Genomic DNA, 15,530 nt, shown 5'->3' on the forward strand with positions numbered 1-15,530 from the left:
CGTGACGCGCTCGACGGTGATAGCGTTGCAACCTGTTGGCACTGTTTGAGCATACGCTTTATGGCATTGACCCGCGCAACCCTGCTGATCGCACTGATTCGTCTGCTCGCCCGGCTGAGCCTGGCCAGCGCGCAGCGGCTCGGTGCCCTGCTGGGCGGCCTCGTAAGCCGCTTGCCCAACCGTTCCAGCCGGGTGACGCAGATCAATCTTGCCATCGCCTACCCCGAGCTCGGCGAGCGCGAGCGCAAGGCCCTGGCGCGGCAGAGCCTCGAGCATACTGGCCGGGTGGCGCTGGAAATTCCGCTGATCTGGGAGTGGCCGGTGGAGCGCTGCCTGGAACTGGTGCAGGAGATCGAAGGGGAGGAACTGCTCACCGAGGCGAGGGCCGGCGGCAAGGGCCTGCTGCTGCTTGCCCCACATCTCGGGAACTGGGAGCTCTGTGGGCTGTACTTTTCTTCCCGCTACCGGATGGCTGCACTCTACAGTCCGCCGTCGCTACCCGGCTTCGAAGACTACATGACCGCGTGCCGGGGCCGCTTCGGCGGAGAGTATGTTCCCGGAGATCGCCGCGGACTCGCGCGACTGATCGGGCTGCTGCGCGAAGGCGAGGTTTCGGGCATCCTGCCCGACCAGAGCCCCCGTTCCGCCGGTAGCGCCTATGCCCCGTTTTTCGGCATGGAGGTGCGCACCATGACACTGGTGAGCAAACTGCTGCAAAAATCCGGCGCGGTGCCCCTGATGACCTGGTGCCAGCGCCTGCCGAACAGCCGTGGCTTTCGCCTGATCGTGCGGCGTTGTGAGGAGGGCATGGCAGACCCGGATCCCGTGGTGGCAACGAGCGCACTCAATCGCTCGGTGGAAGCCTGTGTGCGCGAGGCACCCGAGCAGTACCAGTGGGAATACAAACGCTTTCGTCATCGCCCGCCCGGCCAGCCGGACCCCTACCGCAAGGCGCCCTGACGCCGTGTGCTAAACTGGCCAACCCCACCCGACACGACGCCCGCATGCGCCACTACCTGTTCTTCGTCAACCAGCCCTACGCCTACTCCATCCTGCGTCCACTGCAGGCCGAAATCCGTCGCCGCGGCGATGAGGCGGCCTGGTTTGTTGCGGGCTGCAGCACTGCGCCGTTGCAGGCTGACGAACACCTGCTGCGGACACTGGAAGAAGCGCGCGCCTATCCCGCGGTGGCTACCTTTGTACCCGGCGACTGGGTGCCGCACTTTCTCCCCGGCATCAAGGTGGAGGTGTTCCATGGTCTGGCGCGCAACAAGCGCGGGCACGCCACGGAGGACGCCAGCGACCATTACACCATTCGCGGCTGGTTCGACCTCTATTGCACGCATGCCAGCAACGACACACAGAAATTCTCGGCGCTGGCGGCAGAGCATGGGCACTTCCGCGTTGCCCGCACCGGCTGGCCAAAACTGGATCCACTGTTCGCCTCGGGCACGCCTGCCGGGCAGCGCCTGCGTGCCAGCGACGAGCCTCCGGTAGTGTTCTACGCCTCCACCTTCAGCCGGGCCATCACCTCGGCACCTGCGCTGGAGGGTGTGATCGCCCGGTTGGCAGACTCCGGCAAGTGGCGCTTCATTGTGACCCTGCACCCGAAAATGGACCCGGAGATCGTCCAGCGCTATCGGGAGATGAGCGGACCCAACCTGCGCTTCGTGGAGAGCAACGCGGATCTGCTGCCGATTCTCCCCGAGGCTGATGTGATGCTCTGCGACACCTCCTCCATCATGTTCGAGTTCATGTTCCTCGACCGGCCGGTGGTGACCTACCGCAGCCGCATGGCCGGACCCTGGTTGCTGGATGTACAGGAGGTGGATGCCGTGGAGCCCGCGCTGGCGCAGGCGCTGGAGCGGCCACCCGCGCTGCTGGAGGCGGCCCGGGCACTGTGTACAGAACTGCACGCGTTTACCGATGGACATGCCAGCGCCAGGGTACTGGATGCGGTTGATGAGGCGCTCGCTGCCGGACCACCGCCCAAATCCAAACCACTGAACCTGTGGCGCAAGCTGAAGATGCGCCGCCGACTGCGCAAGGCGCTCGCCGCTACGGCTCAGTCAGTGCCGTAACGGGGGCGATTCCGGGTCCACAGGCCGGCGTATTTGTTGAAACTTACCTGGGCGTATAGGACGGCTGACAGAAAGCCCACCTGCCCGTCGAGAAAGCCCAGCCTCAACAGATACACGTGCACGAACGTCAACAGGCCGCGGGCCGTGGGGTAGACCAGCGAGCGCACCCGTTTACCCTGCCGGTGCTTTTCCTGCGCGCCCAGCCAGGCGTACTGGGCGCCCTTCTGCAGCGCATGACCGAAGTCACGGTGGGTGAAGTGCACCAGCCGCCCGCGCAAGGTGCGCACGCGGCGGTCCGCCGGCAACAGGATTTTTTCGTGCACCAGGGCATCGGAAAAACGCACCCCGTCGCGCCGGAAAAGGCGTAGTGGTGCACGACCGCTACGCCCAAAATCCAGCCGGGTGCCATAGATGGTCACCGCCCAGGGCAGACAGTAGGCATCCGCAGACGGCGCCGCCAGCACGTGGTTGATCTCCGCCGCCAGCCCGGGACTCACCCGCTCGTCCGCATCAATCGATAGCACCCAGTCGCCGCTGGCACGCGCCAGCGCCCGCTGTTTCTGGATGCCGAAACCGGGCCAGTCCGTCTCGACCACGTGGGGGGTAAATTCGCGTGCGATAGCCACCGTCCGGTCGGCGCTACCACTGTCGACCACGATGATCTCATCGGCTATTGCGGCCACGGAGGCAAGGCAGGCGCCGATATGCTCCTCTTCGTTCTTGGTGATCACAATTACCGACAGGCTTACAGCGCGCTGGCGCGTGCAGGCGCGCCGCAACTCGGTCACCAGTACCGCGCCACAGACCGCCAGCGCGAGCAGGTAAAAGGTGATGAACACGCTGCGCGAGAACACGGCTTCGGTGAGCCCGAAGACGGCGTACCCCGCGGGCAGCAGCACGCCAATTGAGGCGATAAAGGCCACCGCCGGCTCCGGCGCGCGCAGATGACGGGCAAAGACCCGCAGTGGAATCAGCAGCAGCAACAGCCAGCTCAGGCCGCCGAGCAGCCCACGGGTCGCCAGGCTTTGCAACAGGTCGTTGTGGGCATGGCTGGTACAGCAATTGAGCACAAATTGCGGCTGGTCCAGCGCGCCCGCCGCGGCCGCCGCCCGCACCGCATCGTGATAGGCATTCAGCCCCCCACCAAACCAGGGCTGGGCGACAAACTCAGCCCAGGCAATCTGCCATATGGCCAGACGAGAGGCGGTCTGCACGTCGAAATCGCCCGCCTGCAGACTGATCACGGTTTCCAGAAAACGTGCGTTGCCAACCACGGTCAGCGTCAGAAACACCAGGCCGGCCAGCACCGCCAGGACACGCTGAGGTGGGCGCATCTGTGGCAACAGCACAGCCAGCAACACGGGCAGCGCCAGCACATTGCTCCGAGTCTGGGTAAGCAGTGCAGCCGCCAGCGCGAGACCCGCCAGCACCAGTGCCAGGCTCGCATAACCCCTGTGCTGCAAGCGCTGCCAGTACAACGCGGCTGACAGCAACACCGCCGCTGCCAGCAGCGAGAGATTGCCAAGGGTAATGGGGTTGAGCCAGAGCCCTGCGCGCATGGATTCCCCCGGCGAAGGGGGTGCCGCGAAAAGCAGGCTGGCCACGGTGTGCACCGCAGCACCCAGTGCCATCAGCGCAAAGCCGGCAAATACACCACGGGCACTCAGGCCCGACCAGCTGAGGGACAGCACCAGGGGCCAGAAGAGCAGCAGACGAGCGGGGCCGTCCAGCTCCTTGAGACCACGATAATCAAAACCACTTGCCGCCCAGTAGAGCAGGAAAATCCCCACCGGGAACCAGCAGGCAAAATGCAGGAGACGGAGTTCGCGCGGCTGTTCCCACCCGCCGGCGTGAAGTTCCCGGCGCAACGCAGGCAGCGCAGCGGCCAGCGCAAGCAGGATGACGGCGGCGGACAACAGGCTGGAATAAAGCAGAGACCCGGCAAAACCGGCGACCGCCAGGCCTGCCAGCACCTGTTGGCCTCGTGCCGATGAAATCATTGTGTATACTCTCGTCGATCTGCGTAGCCACTGTGGCGAACGCCGACCCACCGGGGCCGCCAGCCGCGCCGCTACTATAGCGCAGGTGTTCCCGCGGATTCCAACGCCGAGACAGGACCCGGCCCGATGAAAGCGCTTTGTATCACAGACTGTGCAGACCGCCCGGAAACGGAGCTGTTCATTCGGCTCGCCCATCGCATGGAACGCTTTGCGATCATGAGCAATCCGGCCGGCCGCTATCACAGCCTGCTGGTGGACGCAGGGCTCGAGGTGATTCCCCTGAAAATCCGCGGCCGCTTCGATCGCGAGGCAACAGCCCTGATCCGGGATACCGTGTACGCCGGCGACTACGACATTGTGCATGCGTTCAATTCACGCGCTGTGACCTGTATGTTGCGCGCCGCAGGCGGGCACCGCGCCCGCCTGCTCGCCTACCGGGGCGTCACGACCGGTGTCGGCTATGGCAAGCCGGAAGCCTGGCTGACCTTCCTCAATCCGCGCCTGGACGGGATCCTGTGCGTCGCCGATGCCATCCGGGATGCGCTGCTGGCCGTGCGCCTGCTCTGGTTGCACCTGCCGCCCGAAAAGCTGAAAACGATCCACAAGGGTCATGAACTTGACTGGTATGACGTGGAGCCGGCGGCGCTGACGGAGTTTGGCGTGCCTGAGGATGCCATAACCCTGTGCTGCATCAGCCGCAACAGCGCCAAAAAAGGCGCATTGACCCTGCTTGATGCCTTTGACGCACTACCCACCGAGTTGAACAGCCATCTGCTGCTGATCGGCTCTGTGGACAGCAATGCCAGAGTGCGCGAGCGCGCCGCCCGCTGCCGGCACCCCGAGCGCGTGCACTTTACCGGCTACCGGACTGATGTCACACAGATACTCAGCGCCGCCGATCTGCTGGTGTCAGCCTCGGAAAGCGGCGAAGGCCTGCCGCGGGTTGTCATCGAAGCGATGGCGGTGAACACCCCCGTTGTCGCCACTGACGCCGGCGGCACTCGGGAGCTCGTGCTGCACGGTGAAACCGGCCTGCTGGTACCGCAGCGCAGCCCCGCAGCACTGAGCGCGGCAATCCGTGACGCCCTGCAGGATACTGCGGCTGCGGCACAGCGCGCGAAGAATGCGCGGCGCCGCATCGCAGAGGCATTCAATGCCGAGCAGACCGCGGTAAACACCTACGCCTGGTATCAGGAGCGGCTGGCCTCTGCCCCGTAATAGTCTTTATACCAGTCAACAAAACGCGTCACGCCCTCGGCAACTCCTGTGCGCGGCGCATAGCCTGTCAGTTCGCGCAACGCGCTGACATCGGCATAGGTTTCGGCAACGTCACCGGGTTGCATGGGCAGCATGATCTTCTCCGCCCTGCGCCCCAGGCGCTGTTCCAGCAATTCGATGAACTCCAGCAAATGCACCGGGCGCTCACAACCGATGTTGAAAATACGATACGGGGCGCTGGAGGTGGCAGGATCGGCAGCCAGGGCATCCCAATCGGGGTTGGGCGCCGGAGGCCTGGCCAGCACGCCCAGAATCCCGTCGACGATGTCCTCGATAAAGGTGAAGTCGCGCCGGTGTTGTCCGTGGTTGAAGACCTCCAGCGGCTCCCCGGCCAGAATCTTGCGGCAGAAAATCATCGGCGCCATGTCTGGACGACCCCAGGGGCCATAGACCGTGAAGAAGCGCAGCCCCGTCGTGGGTAACTGGTAGAGATGGCTGTAGGAGTGCGCCATCAACTCATTGGCCTTTTTCGTGGCGGCGTACAGCGACACCGGGTGGTCCACGCTGTGGCTGACACTGAAGGGCTGACGCGCATTGCTGCCGTAAACGGAGCTGCTACTGGCGTAGACCAGGTGCTCCACCGGAAAATGCCGGCAACATTCGAGCATATTGCCGAACGCCACCAGGTTGGAGGTCAGGTAGGCCTCGGGGTGCGTCAGTGAGTAGCGCACACCCGCCTGCGCGGCCAGGTGAATGACAGCGTCCGGACGGAAATGGCTGAACCAGTCCCGCAGCCGGGCCGCATCAGACAGGCAGAACACGGCCTCGCTGAAACCCGGTTGAGCCCGCAGGCGCGCGAGACGCGCCTGCTTCAGCGTGACGTCGTAATAGTCATTGAGGTTGTCGATGCCGGCCACCTCGTGTCCCTGCGCCAGCAACTGCAACGCCGTTTCGCACCCGATAAAGCCGGCTGCGCCGGTGACCAATACCTTCATTGCCTCTCCTGATCTGGCTTCATGGCAGCATAGCCCTGCATTAACGCTGACCACAGTGCACGCCGCTGCGCTGCCGGGAGCGCATGGCAACGCTTCGCAACCGAACGCTGCAAGCGATCGAGATTGGCCTGCTGCCAGCGTTGCGCGGGGTGACGCAGCCTGCAGCGGTCAAAATCGATCAACCAGATGCCCTCAGGGGCATGCAGCACGTTGTCGCAGTTCAAGTCCACGTGGTCCAGGCCCGCTGCATGAAACCTGGCCAAAAGCGCACCGAGCCGCTGCCACAGCTCCGGGTCCCCCACTGCAGGGGACACCGGCAACGGCACCGCCCCGGGTATGCGGCGCAACAGGATGGCCGCGCGACAGGTGAACAGACCGTCGCGCTCTGCCAGCGCAGCGATAGGTTCCGGCACAGGCAGGTGCATGTCACGCAAGCGCTGCAGCAGGCGGAACTCGCGCAGCGAACGGCAGCGATTGAAGCCCGTAAACAGGTAACTGCGGTGCGTGATCCGCGCCATCATACCGCCGCGCAGATACTGCCGGAGCACCAGTTCGCCGGCGTCAGCCTGTACAAAAAACGCCCCGCCGCGACCACCGACCGCCACCGGGCGCGCGCGCTCACCCCAGAACTGCGGCTCCAGCCACGCGGCCTGCACACCGTCTACGGCCGGGTTGCACAGCAACAGGGAGCGATGCCCGGGAACAATGTGCTCTGTCACGCCGCTCACGGCACGTCAACGTCCTCAGTGCGAGCCGTCACCGGCGGCAGCGGTAAAGACCCCGGCGGGAGACTCGGATAGAATGCATGCAGTGTAGCAATGATGATGCATCAAGCTCTACCGCCGCTGGAACCCGCGATGTCACAAACGCCACTTCAATCGATTTGCTTGCTGCGCCTGTCAGCCCTGGGCGATGTGACCCATGTGATACCTGTCGTCTTGAGCCTGCAGGAGCAGCTTCCGGGGGTGGGTATCACCTGGATTATCGGCAAGCTCGAAGCGCGCCTGGTGGGTGACCTGCCGGGGGTGACGTTCATCGTCTTCGACAAGCGCGCCGGCTGGCGCGGCTACCGCGACCTGTACAGGACGCTGCGCGGCCAGCGCTTTGATGCCCTGCTGCACATGCAGGTGGCCGCCCGCGCCAACCTTGTTTCCCTGCTGGTGCGGGCACGCCTGCGGGTCGGGTACGACCGTGCGCGCAGCAAGGACGGGCACGGCCTGTGCATCAACCGGCGCATCGCGCCGGCGCCCAGGCAACATGTACGCGATTGCCTGGCCAGTTTTCTGCAACCGCTGGGATTACAACCCGCAGCGCCGCGCTGGCACATCCCGCTGGACGAGAAGGACCATGCCTTCGCGCGGCGCCACCTGGCTGCCGACCGGCGCACCCTGGTGATCAGCCCCTGCTCCAGCCATGCCCTGCGCAACTGGCCCGTAAGCCATTACGCTGCGCTCGCCGATTACGCCGCGGGGACTCACGGCATGCAGGTCATTCTCGTGGGCAGCCCGGCGGCCCATGAGCAGGAAACCTGCGCGGCCATAGCCGCCGCCATGCAGCAACCCGTCGAGAATATCTGCGGCCAGGACACGCTGAAACAGCTCGCCGCACTGCTGGCCGGTGCCGACCTGCTGGTAGCGCCGGACACAGGGCCAGCGCATATCGCCAGCAGCGTAGGCACCGATGTGCTGGGACTGTTTGCCGCCAGTAACCCACAGCGTTCCGGCCCCTACAACTCGCTGCACTGGTGCGTGGACCGCTACCCCGATGCACTGCGCCGCTTCCGCCAGCAGAGCGTTGATGAAGCCCGCTGGGGCGCAAAGGTGGAGGTGCCGGGAGCCATGGAGCTGGTGACGGTTGCGGATGCCACCGGGAAGCTGGACCAGTGGCTGGCGGCGCAGAAACCGGCGACCGCAGAGTCAGGCAGGCCCCGCTAGGCCGTGTAGTCCTGATACGACTTTTCTTCAACAAAGCGCGAGCCCAGCGCCAGGTTGATGGACTTTTTCAGGGCGGCCCGTTTGTCGTTGGTGAAGTACACCGAGCGCGCCAGCTCGATGAACGTGGCGCCGAAATCCTGGGCGCGTTCACAATCCCGGATGTCATCCTCGATTACCCAGAGCGCTTCATTGACCGCCTTGAGCTGCGCCCGCAACTCGGCAATCGCCGACTCATCCGGCACAGCAGCCGCCCATATGCCGTTCAGGGCGTCCAGTTCCGTTTTCACATTGGCGTTCTTGTCGGGGTCACTGATGCGCTCTGACTTGATTTCCAGAATGGTGATCTTGTCCAGCACCTCGCCAAAAGAAACGGGAACAGTAATAACATCGGTCATATGAACACTCGCTTGCGGGGAAAAAGGCACGTGGCCCGGGTCAACGTGCATGGCGCTATTCTATGCCAAGCGCGCCGTCCTGCCGACCCCGAAGGACCTCAAAACGCTGAGTTCGACACCAGGCTCCGCAGCCGTACATCCACGGTGACCTGCAGTGAGGTCAGCGCGAGGGCCGCTGCCCGTCCCGCCGGCGGTGCACGGTGCATGTGGGGCGTCATCGCCAGTAAATCGGCGATCGCCGCGCTGTCATGCAGCAGTACCTGAAAGCGCACCGACTCCTCCGCCAGCAACTGAAAACCCGCGTGCGTGCGGGGCGCTGCCGCGGGTTTTTGTTTCAGTGCGGGGTAGATGACCTCACGCAGCTCCTGCAAATGCGCCGGACCCGCCTCCGCAAGCAGCAACTCACCGGCCGGCTTCAACACACGAGCGAACTCGGCAAAGACAGGAAAGCCAAACAGGCACAACAGCCTGTCCACGCTGCTCCCGGCGACGGGCAGGCGGGCGTTGCTCGCCACCATCCAGGCTGAGCGCCGATCCTGCCGCGCCGCTTCCTGCACGGCCCATTTGGAAATATCCACGCCGCCCAGCCTGAGTGGCTGGCTGGCACCGGCAACCCTTGCCAGTTCGCGCAGGTAGTAGCCCTCGCCGCAACCGGCATCAATACAACACAGCGGGTCGACCCGTGGTATTGATCCCAGCACAGTGCGCGCGACCGCAGCCGCCAACGGGTCATAGTGGCCCGCGTTGAGGAAACGCGCACGGGCGGCAACCATCTCCCGACTGTCGCCCGGGTCCCGGGAGCGCTTGTTCTGTACCGCGAGGAGATTGACGTATCCGCGCCTGGCAATGTCAAAGCTGTGACCACTGGGGCAACACCAACTGCCATCGCTGACCGCAAGCGGCTGACTGTCCAGGGGGCATATCAGCTCGGTGAAGGGTGTGATCAACGCCAAGCGGTGCTCACACAGGCACGCCGGACTCCAGCTTGGGGTTTGGCCCATACTGGTTGTCACCGGGCTCGCTGTCGAAGACCATGAAGATCAGCAACACGAGCCCACCGATGACCGGGATAAAGGCCAGCAGCAACCACCAGCCTGTGCGCCCGGTATCGTGCAGGCGACGTACCGCGACGGCGATCGCGGGTATCAGCACCGCCAACCAGTAAATACCGCCGAGAAGCCCCACCCCCATCTCATCGTTGAAGGTGCCGGTGATCGTGTCGACGATGCCCAGGGCAATACTCGCCAGAATGTTGAACAGCACGAAAAACCAGTATTCCTTGCGACGCGCCCGCCCGTTGAACATCGCATACTTGTTTTTCAATACGTCGAGATACCAATTCATCCCATTCCCCTTCCTGTTATCCAGATTCCTGTCCTGCGACCCAGTGTCCGCCCCCAGTCAGTTTAGACCAGATTCTCCGCGAGGTATTCCGCGAGACGCTGCTCTGCCTCGTCGCCGAAGAGGATTTCCGCTGCACGGCGCAACCCGGGCGCTTCGGCAATCTCCTCCCGACGCAACACCAGCTCGATCTTGGAACGTCGGCGCATGAAATCCTCCAGTTTCACCACCATCTCGCGCTGCGCCGTCATCTCCATTTCGCAGCGCGTGTATTCGGCACGGCCAATCAACAGGCGGGCGCAGCTGCGGTCGGCGCGGATGCGTTCCAGCAGGTGAAAGGCCGCCTGCCCGTAGCGACGCCAGAAGCGCTCGCTCAAGGGCTCCGAGGAGGTGGGTGCGGTCAACTCATCCAGCTGCATCAGCCGCGCCTGACGCAAATACTCTTCGTGCACGCCGGGCGGTGGCTCGCCATACCAGGCTGCCCGCGGCTCTGGCACATCGATACCCAGCCTGGACAGCGCCGCGACCACCTCGTCGCCCACATTCAGGCAGTCCGTAAGCTTGCCGCCGAGAATACTGACGTGTTGCCGTTCGCGATCCACTTCCAGCACATGTTTGCGGGAAAGCTGTACCCAGTCGGCCCCGTCGCCGTCACCCCCGACCGCCAGCGGCCGCACACCACAGCGTTCGGCAATGATGCTTTCGCGGGTCAGCGGCGGGTCCATATCCAGCAGCGCATTGACATTCGAAAGCACGAAATCACGGTCTTCGTCGGTCACCCCGACCTCCGGCGACTCCACCCGCGTGTCCGTGGTCCCCACGCAGGTCCGCGACCCCATGGGAATCAGGAAAAACAGCCGGCCGTCGCTGGCAAAGAAGGTGAGCACGCGCTTGTTGTCGGTGACCCGATCGACAATCAGGTGGATACCCTTGGAGAACACATGGTGGTGCCTGGTCCGCACGCCGGCGGCCTGGTTCAGTCCGTCCAGCCAGGGCCCTGCCGCATTGACCAGCGCACGGGCGGCGATGGTAAAGGTCTCGCCACTGACCGCATCGCGTGCCTGCACCAACCAGCGCCCGCCTTCACGGCGCAGGGACGTGGCGGCCACGTAATTGGCCGCGACACAGCCATAGTCCAGCGCCTTGCGCACAAAGCCGAAGACAAAGCGGGCATCGTTGTCGTAGAGATAGCAGTCGGAGTACTCCAGGCCACCCGCTGCCTGCCGCGTGTCGATCACCGGCTCTGCAACCTCAAGTTTGCGAGCGCTTACATATTTCGGTGGCCGGGTTTTGAAGCGCCCCATCACCCAGTACAGCACACTCCCAAGAAAGATGATGAACGGTGGCCAGCGAAAGCCCTTCTGGATGGTGGTGAAGAAGCGGATTTCCTTCACGGTGGAGGGGTAGGCGCGCATGAGTTCGTTGCGCGAGCGGCACAGCTTGTTCACCAGCAGGAATTCGTAGCTCTCCAGGTACTTGATGCCACCCCAGGCGAGATTGGAAGACTGGGAGCTGACGCCGCTGGCGAAGTCCTCAGCCTCGATCAGGGCCACGTTGACACCGCGCCCGGCCAGCGCAGCGGCCGACACGGCGCCGTTGATGCCGCCGCCGATGACCAGCACATCAAACTCCTGCCCCGCCAGTTTGGCGAGATTTGTCTGGCGCAGCGACATGGTTACCTCATGACCTGACAGAACCCTCGGTGATGGCAACGCACACCTTTTCCTGGTGTGGAAAGGCGCGTGCCACAGCCAGCATACGCCAGCTGTACGCTACAGACCAAACATCCACACCACCGCGATTAGACAGAGGCGCAAGGCCCAGACATACTCTGCTGCCAACAACGTCCGGAGGCGTCGCCCTGGCGCAACGCAGGACGTGGAACCGGACGAGCAAGGACAGGCAGGTATGACGGCAAAAGACTGGCAACGCATTGAGCTCAGCGCATTCGGGGGCCCGGAAAACCTGCACCTGGTCACCGAGCACACGCTTCCCGAGCCCGGGCCGGGACAGATTCGGGTCAGGGTGCTGGCAGCTGGCACCGGGTTCACCGACACCATCGTGCGCCAGGGTCAGTACGTCGACGTGAAGGACAAGCCGCCCTTTACTCCCGGTTACGACTGGGTGGGCGTCGTCGACGCACTCGGCAGCGGTGTCAGCGGTCTGCAGGTGGGTGACACCGTCGCGGACATGCCGGCGATCGGTGGCTATACGCAATACCTGTGCGTGGACGCAAGCAGCGTGGTGCCTTGCCCCGCCGGCCTCGACCCGTTCAAGGCCGTATGCATGATGCTGTCCTACACCACCGCTTGGCAGATGCTGACGCGCGAATGCGACCTGAAACCGGGCGATCCCATCCTGGTACACGCAGCCGGTGGCGCCGTGGGAACGGCGCTGCTGGAGCTGGCCCGCGAGCTGAAGCTCACGGTCTACGGTACCGCATCCAGCAGCAAGCACGACCTGGTGCGGAGCTTCGGCGCCACGCCCATCGACTACCGCAACACGGACTTTGTCACTGAAATCCTCCACCTCACCCAGGGCAAGGGCGTACAGGCCGTGTTTGATACCATCGGCGGCAAGTCCTGGGCGCGCTCTTACCGCTGCGTGGCCAGGGGTGGCCGCCTGGTGGGCTTTGGCGCGCTGCAGGTAACCACCGGCGAGGAGAGCGTGCCCAGCCTGCTGTGGGGGTTCGCCAAACTGCTTGGCCTGTGGCGCCTGCGTCCGGACGGGCGCAAGAGCAGTTTCTACAACATCCTCAGCCGACGGCGCAAACTGCCGGAGGAGTTCCGCAACGATGTGGCCACCCTGATGAAGTGGCTGGGGGAAGGACGCCTGCACCCCGCTGTAGCAGAAGTACGGCCACTGCGCGACGCGGCCGAGGTGCACCGGCTGATCGGCGCTGGCGCAGTGCCCGGCAAGATCGTGCTGGACTGCCAGGCCTGAGCCTGCATCCACAACAGAACCATCATAAAACAGGGAGTTAGCCACCATGAAATACAACATCGACCCCGAACTGCGCCCGATCCTCGATCTGCTGCCGCCTTTCGATCTCGCAGACCCCGCCACCATGCGCGCCACCATGGATGCTATGGTCGGCCCGGCCAATGCAGCGCTGGATACCAGCGGCACCGCCATCAGCGATCACGCGGCTCCCGGTCTGGCTGGCGCACCGGAGGTCCCTGTGCGGGTCTATCGGCCGGAGAGCGCCACCGCTGCACTGCCGGGGCTGCTCTATCTGCACGGCGGCGGTTTTGTGTTCGGCAATCTGGAGAGCGAACACGCGACCTGCCTCGCTATCAGCCGGCAGTTGGGCATTGTCGTGGTGTCCGTTGACTATCGGCTCTCGCCGGAGACCGCCTTCCCGGGCCCGCTGGACGACTGTTATGCCGCCCTGCTGTGGACGCAGGCCAACGCAGCGACGCTGGGCATCGATCTGCGGCGGCTCGGCGTCATGGGGCAGAGTGCCGGGGGTTGCCTGGCGGCCGCGTGCGCGCTGCGCGCCCGCGATGAGAACGGGCCGGCCCTGTGCTACCAGTTTCTTTCCATTCCGGTGCTCGACGACCGCCTCGATACGCCGAGCATGCAGGCCTTCACCGACACCCCTATCTGGCACCTGGCCAACGCCGAACAAAGCTGGGACTACTACCTGGGCAGCGCGCTGCAGCGCGGCACGGCGGAGGTCCCCGCGCTGGCCGCCCCGGCGCGCGCAGCGAACCTCCAGGGGCTGCCGCCCGCCTGCGTCACTGCCATGGAGTTCGACCCGCTGCGGGATGAGGCGCTGATCTATGCCCAGCGCCTGCTGGCGGCCGGCGTCTCCACCGAGATTCACTGCTACCCGGGGACCTTCCACGGCTCCAGCATGGTGGTGGATGCTGCGCTCAGTAAACGCGGTGTGGCAGACATGCTGACCGCCCTGGGCCGCGGTCTCTGCGTCGAGTCATCACAGTAGCTGCCCGGGGGCATCCACAGCATGGATACGAGCAGGCTCTACCAGCCGCCCCTGATGCCGCAGCTGCTGATCGAGGGGCTGAACCGCCACCACGACCAGCCCTGCCTGTTTCTTGGCGACAAGGTGGCGACCTACCGCGAGGTGCGCGAGCGCACCAGCCAACTGGTGCAGGCGCTGCAGTCGGTTGGCCTTGGCAAGGGCAGCCGCATTGCGGTCATCTCGGGCAACCGCCCGGAAGTGCTGGCCAATATCGCAGCCATGCAGCTCAACGGCTGTATCGGCACGCCCCTGCATCCGCTGGGGTCACTTGATGATCACGCCTACATACTTGAAGCGGCGGAAATCGATGCGCTGGTTTTCGATCCGGCCACCTTCGACGAGCACGCGGCCCGACTGCAGGCGCGGGTCCCCGGTGTCAAGCACCTGCTGGCCTTCGGCCCGAGCACCCACGGCAGGGACTACCTGGCACTGGCTGACGGCTTCACGCCGCAACCTCTGGTCGCCCCCGACATCAACCCGGAGGATATTGCCTCCATCAACTTCACCGGCGGCACCACCGGGCGACCCAAGGGGGTGATGAGCAGCTACCGCGTGACCAGCTACATGACACAGGTACAGCTGGCCGAGTGGGAATTCCCCGATGATCTGCGCATGCTGATCGCCACACCGCTCTCCCATGCTGCCGCGGCTTTTTTCATACCCGTTCTGCAGAAGGGTGGCGCGTTCTACGTGATGCAGGGTTTCAGCCCGGACGCGTTTTTCGACATGGTGCAGGCACACCGCATCACGGCGACCATGCTGGTACCGGTGATGCTGTATTTCCTGCTTGACTCACCACGCGCGCAGAGCGCCGACATGTCCAGTATGCAAACCATTTTCTATGGCGCATCGCCGATGAGCCCCGCGCGTTTGCAGCAGGCTATCACGCTGTGGGGGCAGGTGTTCTACCAGTTTTTTGGCCAGTCAGAGGCGCCCATGGTGGTGGCCAACATGCGGCGCAAGGAGCACGACCTGGGCCGGCCCCAGCGGCTGGGCGCCTGTGGGCGACCCTCCCCCTGGGTGCCGCTGGCGCTGCTGGACGCTGACGGCAAACCGGTTGCAGCGGGTGAGGCTGGCGAGATCTGCGTGCGCGGCCCGCTGGTCATGAGTGGTTACAAGGACATGCCGGAGGCCACTGCCGAGGCTTTCGCCGGCGGCTGGCTGCACACCGGCGATATCGGGCGCCTGGACGACGAGGGCTTTCTGTACATTGTCGATCGCACCAAGGACATGATCGTCACCGGGGGCTTCAACGTCTACCCGCGGGAGGTGGAGGACGTGCTGAGCCGGCACCCGGCCGTGCAGCAGGTAGCCGTGATCGGCGTGCCTGACGCCCAGTGGGGTGAGGCGGTAAAGGCAGTGGTGGTGGTCAAATCCGGTATCGCTGCCGATGCTGCACTTGCCGCGGACCTGAAGCAGACGGTGAAAGACGCCAAGGGTTCGGTGCAGGCACCGAAGAGCGTGGACTACGTCGATGCCATTCCCCTCACGCCGGTGGGCAAACCGGACAAAAAGGCCCTGCGCGCCCGCTATTGGAGCAAGGAGGCCCGTGGCGTCAGCTGAGCCCGTGCCCGCAGC

Annotated in this window: 14 protein-coding genes; 7 read left to right on the forward strand and 7 right to left on the reverse strand. The window is 64.6% G+C overall.

The window, feature by feature from the left end; genetic code table 11:
* Window positions 1-60: 60 nt before the first annotated feature.
* The gene (locus R3E49_RS01275; protein WP_290745596.1) at window positions 61-960 is read left to right on the forward strand and encodes a lysophospholipid acyltransferase family protein; all 900 of its coding nucleotides are present in this window, start codon (window positions 61-63) and stop codon (window positions 958-960) included.
* Window positions 961-1,004: 44 nt separating this feature from the next.
* On the forward strand, window positions 1,005-2,081 hold the full coding sequence (locus tag R3E49_RS01280) for a CDP-glycerol glycerophosphotransferase family protein (protein WP_290745599.1): 1,077 nt from the start codon (window positions 1,005-1,007) through the stop codon (window positions 2,079-2,081).
* Here the strand turns inward: R3E49_RS01280 and R3E49_RS01285 are convergent.
* Entirely contained in the window at window positions 2,066-4,081 is a 2,016-nt protein-coding gene (locus R3E49_RS01285; RefSeq protein WP_371293390.1) for a glycosyltransferase, read from the reverse strand. The two genes, R3E49_RS01280 and R3E49_RS01285, sit on opposite strands and share 16 nt — an antisense overlap.
* 126 nt (window positions 4,082-4,207) lie before the next feature.
* Here R3E49_RS01285 and R3E49_RS01290 point away from each other — a divergent pair, with 126 nt between their 5' ends.
* The gene (locus R3E49_RS01290; RefSeq protein ID WP_371293391.1) at window positions 4,208-5,299 is read left to right on the forward strand and encodes a glycosyltransferase; all 1,092 of its coding nucleotides are present in this window, start codon (window positions 4,208-4,210) and stop codon (window positions 5,297-5,299) included.
* Here the strand turns inward: R3E49_RS01290 and R3E49_RS01295 are convergent.
* A complete protein-coding gene (locus R3E49_RS01295; RefSeq protein WP_290745608.1) occupies window positions 5,272-6,294 on the reverse strand; it encodes an NAD-dependent epimerase in 1,023 nt (340 codons plus the stop codon). The genes R3E49_RS01290 and R3E49_RS01295 overlap by 28 nt on opposite strands.
* On the reverse strand, window positions 6,291-7,022 hold the full coding sequence (locus R3E49_RS01300) for a 3-deoxy-D-manno-octulosonic acid kinase (RefSeq protein WP_371293392.1): 732 nt from the start codon (window positions 7,020-7,022) through the stop codon (window positions 6,291-6,293). Before R3E49_RS01300 ends, R3E49_RS01295 begins: the two co-directional genes overlap by 4 nt.
* Window positions 7,023-7,151: 129 nt before the next feature.
* Between R3E49_RS01300 and R3E49_RS01305 the strand changes: the two genes are divergently transcribed.
* Window positions 7,152-8,228, forward strand: a complete 1,077-nt coding sequence (locus R3E49_RS01305) for a glycosyltransferase family 9 protein (protein WP_371293393.1) — start codon at window positions 7,152-7,154, stop codon at window positions 8,226-8,228.
* Here R3E49_RS01305 and R3E49_RS01310 read toward each other — a convergent pair.
* From R3E49_RS01310 to R3E49_RS01325, 4 genes are all read right to left on the reverse strand, one after another.
* Complete coding sequence (locus R3E49_RS01310; RefSeq protein ID WP_290745616.1) at window positions 8,225-8,623, reverse strand: DUF6165 family protein; 399 nt, start codon at window positions 8,621-8,623, stop codon at window positions 8,225-8,227. The two genes, R3E49_RS01305 and R3E49_RS01310, sit on opposite strands and share 4 nt — an antisense overlap.
* 98 nt (window positions 8,624-8,721) lie before the next feature.
* A complete protein-coding gene (locus R3E49_RS01315; protein ID WP_371293394.1) occupies window positions 8,722-9,576 on the reverse strand; it encodes a putative RNA methyltransferase in 855 nt (284 codons plus the stop codon).
* A 7-nt stretch (window positions 9,577-9,583) separates the two neighbouring features.
* Entirely contained in the window at window positions 9,584-9,967 is a 384-nt protein-coding gene (locus tag R3E49_RS01320; protein ID WP_371293395.1) for a DUF805 domain-containing protein, read from the reverse strand.
* Window positions 9,968-10,029: 62 nt separating this feature from the next.
* The gene (locus tag R3E49_RS01325) at window positions 10,030-11,637 is read right to left on the reverse strand and encodes an FAD-dependent oxidoreductase (RefSeq protein WP_371293396.1); all 1,608 of its coding nucleotides are present in this window, start codon (window positions 11,635-11,637) and stop codon (window positions 10,030-10,032) included.
* Window positions 11,638-11,872: 235 nt separating this feature from the next.
* Here R3E49_RS01325 and R3E49_RS01330 point away from each other — a divergent pair, with 235 nt between their 5' ends.
* From R3E49_RS01330 to R3E49_RS01340, 3 genes are read left to right on the forward strand one after another with little or no spacing between them, the layout of a single operon-like run.
* Window positions 11,873-12,907, forward strand: coding sequence for a medium chain dehydrogenase/reductase family protein (locus R3E49_RS01330; RefSeq protein WP_371293397.1), 1,035 nt, complete (start codon window positions 11,873-11,875; stop codon window positions 12,905-12,907).
* Between the two features lie 46 nt (window positions 12,908-12,953).
* Window positions 12,954-13,913 (forward strand): alpha/beta hydrolase, encoded by a 960-nt coding sequence (locus R3E49_RS01335; RefSeq protein ID WP_371293398.1) that lies wholly within the window; start codon window positions 12,954-12,956, stop codon window positions 13,911-13,913.
* A gap of 21 nt (window positions 13,914-13,934) precedes the next feature.
* Entirely contained in the window at window positions 13,935-15,515 is a 1,581-nt protein-coding gene (locus R3E49_RS01340) for an AMP-binding protein (protein ID WP_371293399.1), read from the forward strand.
* The last annotated feature ends 15 nt before the right edge of the window (window positions 15,516-15,530 follow it).

Origin of the sequence: Haliea sp., assembly GCF_041395985.1 — a bacterium.
Taxonomy (GTDB): domain Bacteria; phylum Pseudomonadota; class Gammaproteobacteria; order Pseudomonadales; family Halieaceae; genus Haliea.

Bases quoted from the DNA above. Each gene is read 5' to 3' on its own strand.
- R3E49_RS01320 (WP_371293395.1), bottom strand. From the start codon at position 9,967: ATGAATTGGTATCTCGACGTATTGAAAAACAAGTATGCGATGTTCAAC.
- R3E49_RS01275 (WP_290745596.1), top strand. From the start codon at position 61: ATGGCATTGACCCGCGCAACCCTGCTGATCGCACTGATTCGTCTGCTC.
- R3E49_RS01340 (WP_371293399.1), top strand. From the start codon at position 13,935: ATGGATACGAGCAGGCTCTACCAGCCGCCCCTGATGCCGCAGCTGCTG.
- R3E49_RS01335 (WP_371293398.1), top strand. From the start codon at position 12,954: ATGAAATACAACATCGACCCCGAACTGCGCCCGATCCTCGATCTGCTG.
- R3E49_RS01310 (WP_290745616.1), bottom strand. From the start codon at position 8,623: ATGACCGATGTTATTACTGTTCCCGTTTCTTTTGGCGAGGTGCTGGAC.
- R3E49_RS01325 (WP_371293396.1), bottom strand. From the start codon at position 11,637: ATGTCGCTGCGCCAGACAAATCTCGCCAAACTGGCGGGGCAGGAGTTT.
- R3E49_RS01305 (WP_371293393.1), top strand. From the start codon at position 7,152: ATGTCACAAACGCCACTTCAATCGATTTGCTTGCTGCGCCTGTCAGCC.
- R3E49_RS01280 (WP_290745599.1), top strand. From the start codon at position 1,005: ATGCGCCACTACCTGTTCTTCGTCAACCAGCCCTACGCCTACTCCATC.
- R3E49_RS01330 (WP_371293397.1), top strand. From the start codon at position 11,873: ATGACGGCAAAAGACTGGCAACGCATTGAGCTCAGCGCATTCGGGGGC.
- R3E49_RS01285 (WP_371293390.1), bottom strand. From the start codon at position 4,081: ATGATTTCATCGGCACGAGGCCAACAGGTGCTGGCAGGCCTGGCGGTC.
- R3E49_RS01295 (WP_290745608.1), bottom strand. From the start codon at position 6,294: ATGAAGGTATTGGTCACCGGCGCAGCCGGCTTTATCGGGTGCGAAACG.
- R3E49_RS01290 (WP_371293391.1), top strand. From the start codon at position 4,208: ATGAAAGCGCTTTGTATCACAGACTGTGCAGACCGCCCGGAAACGGAG.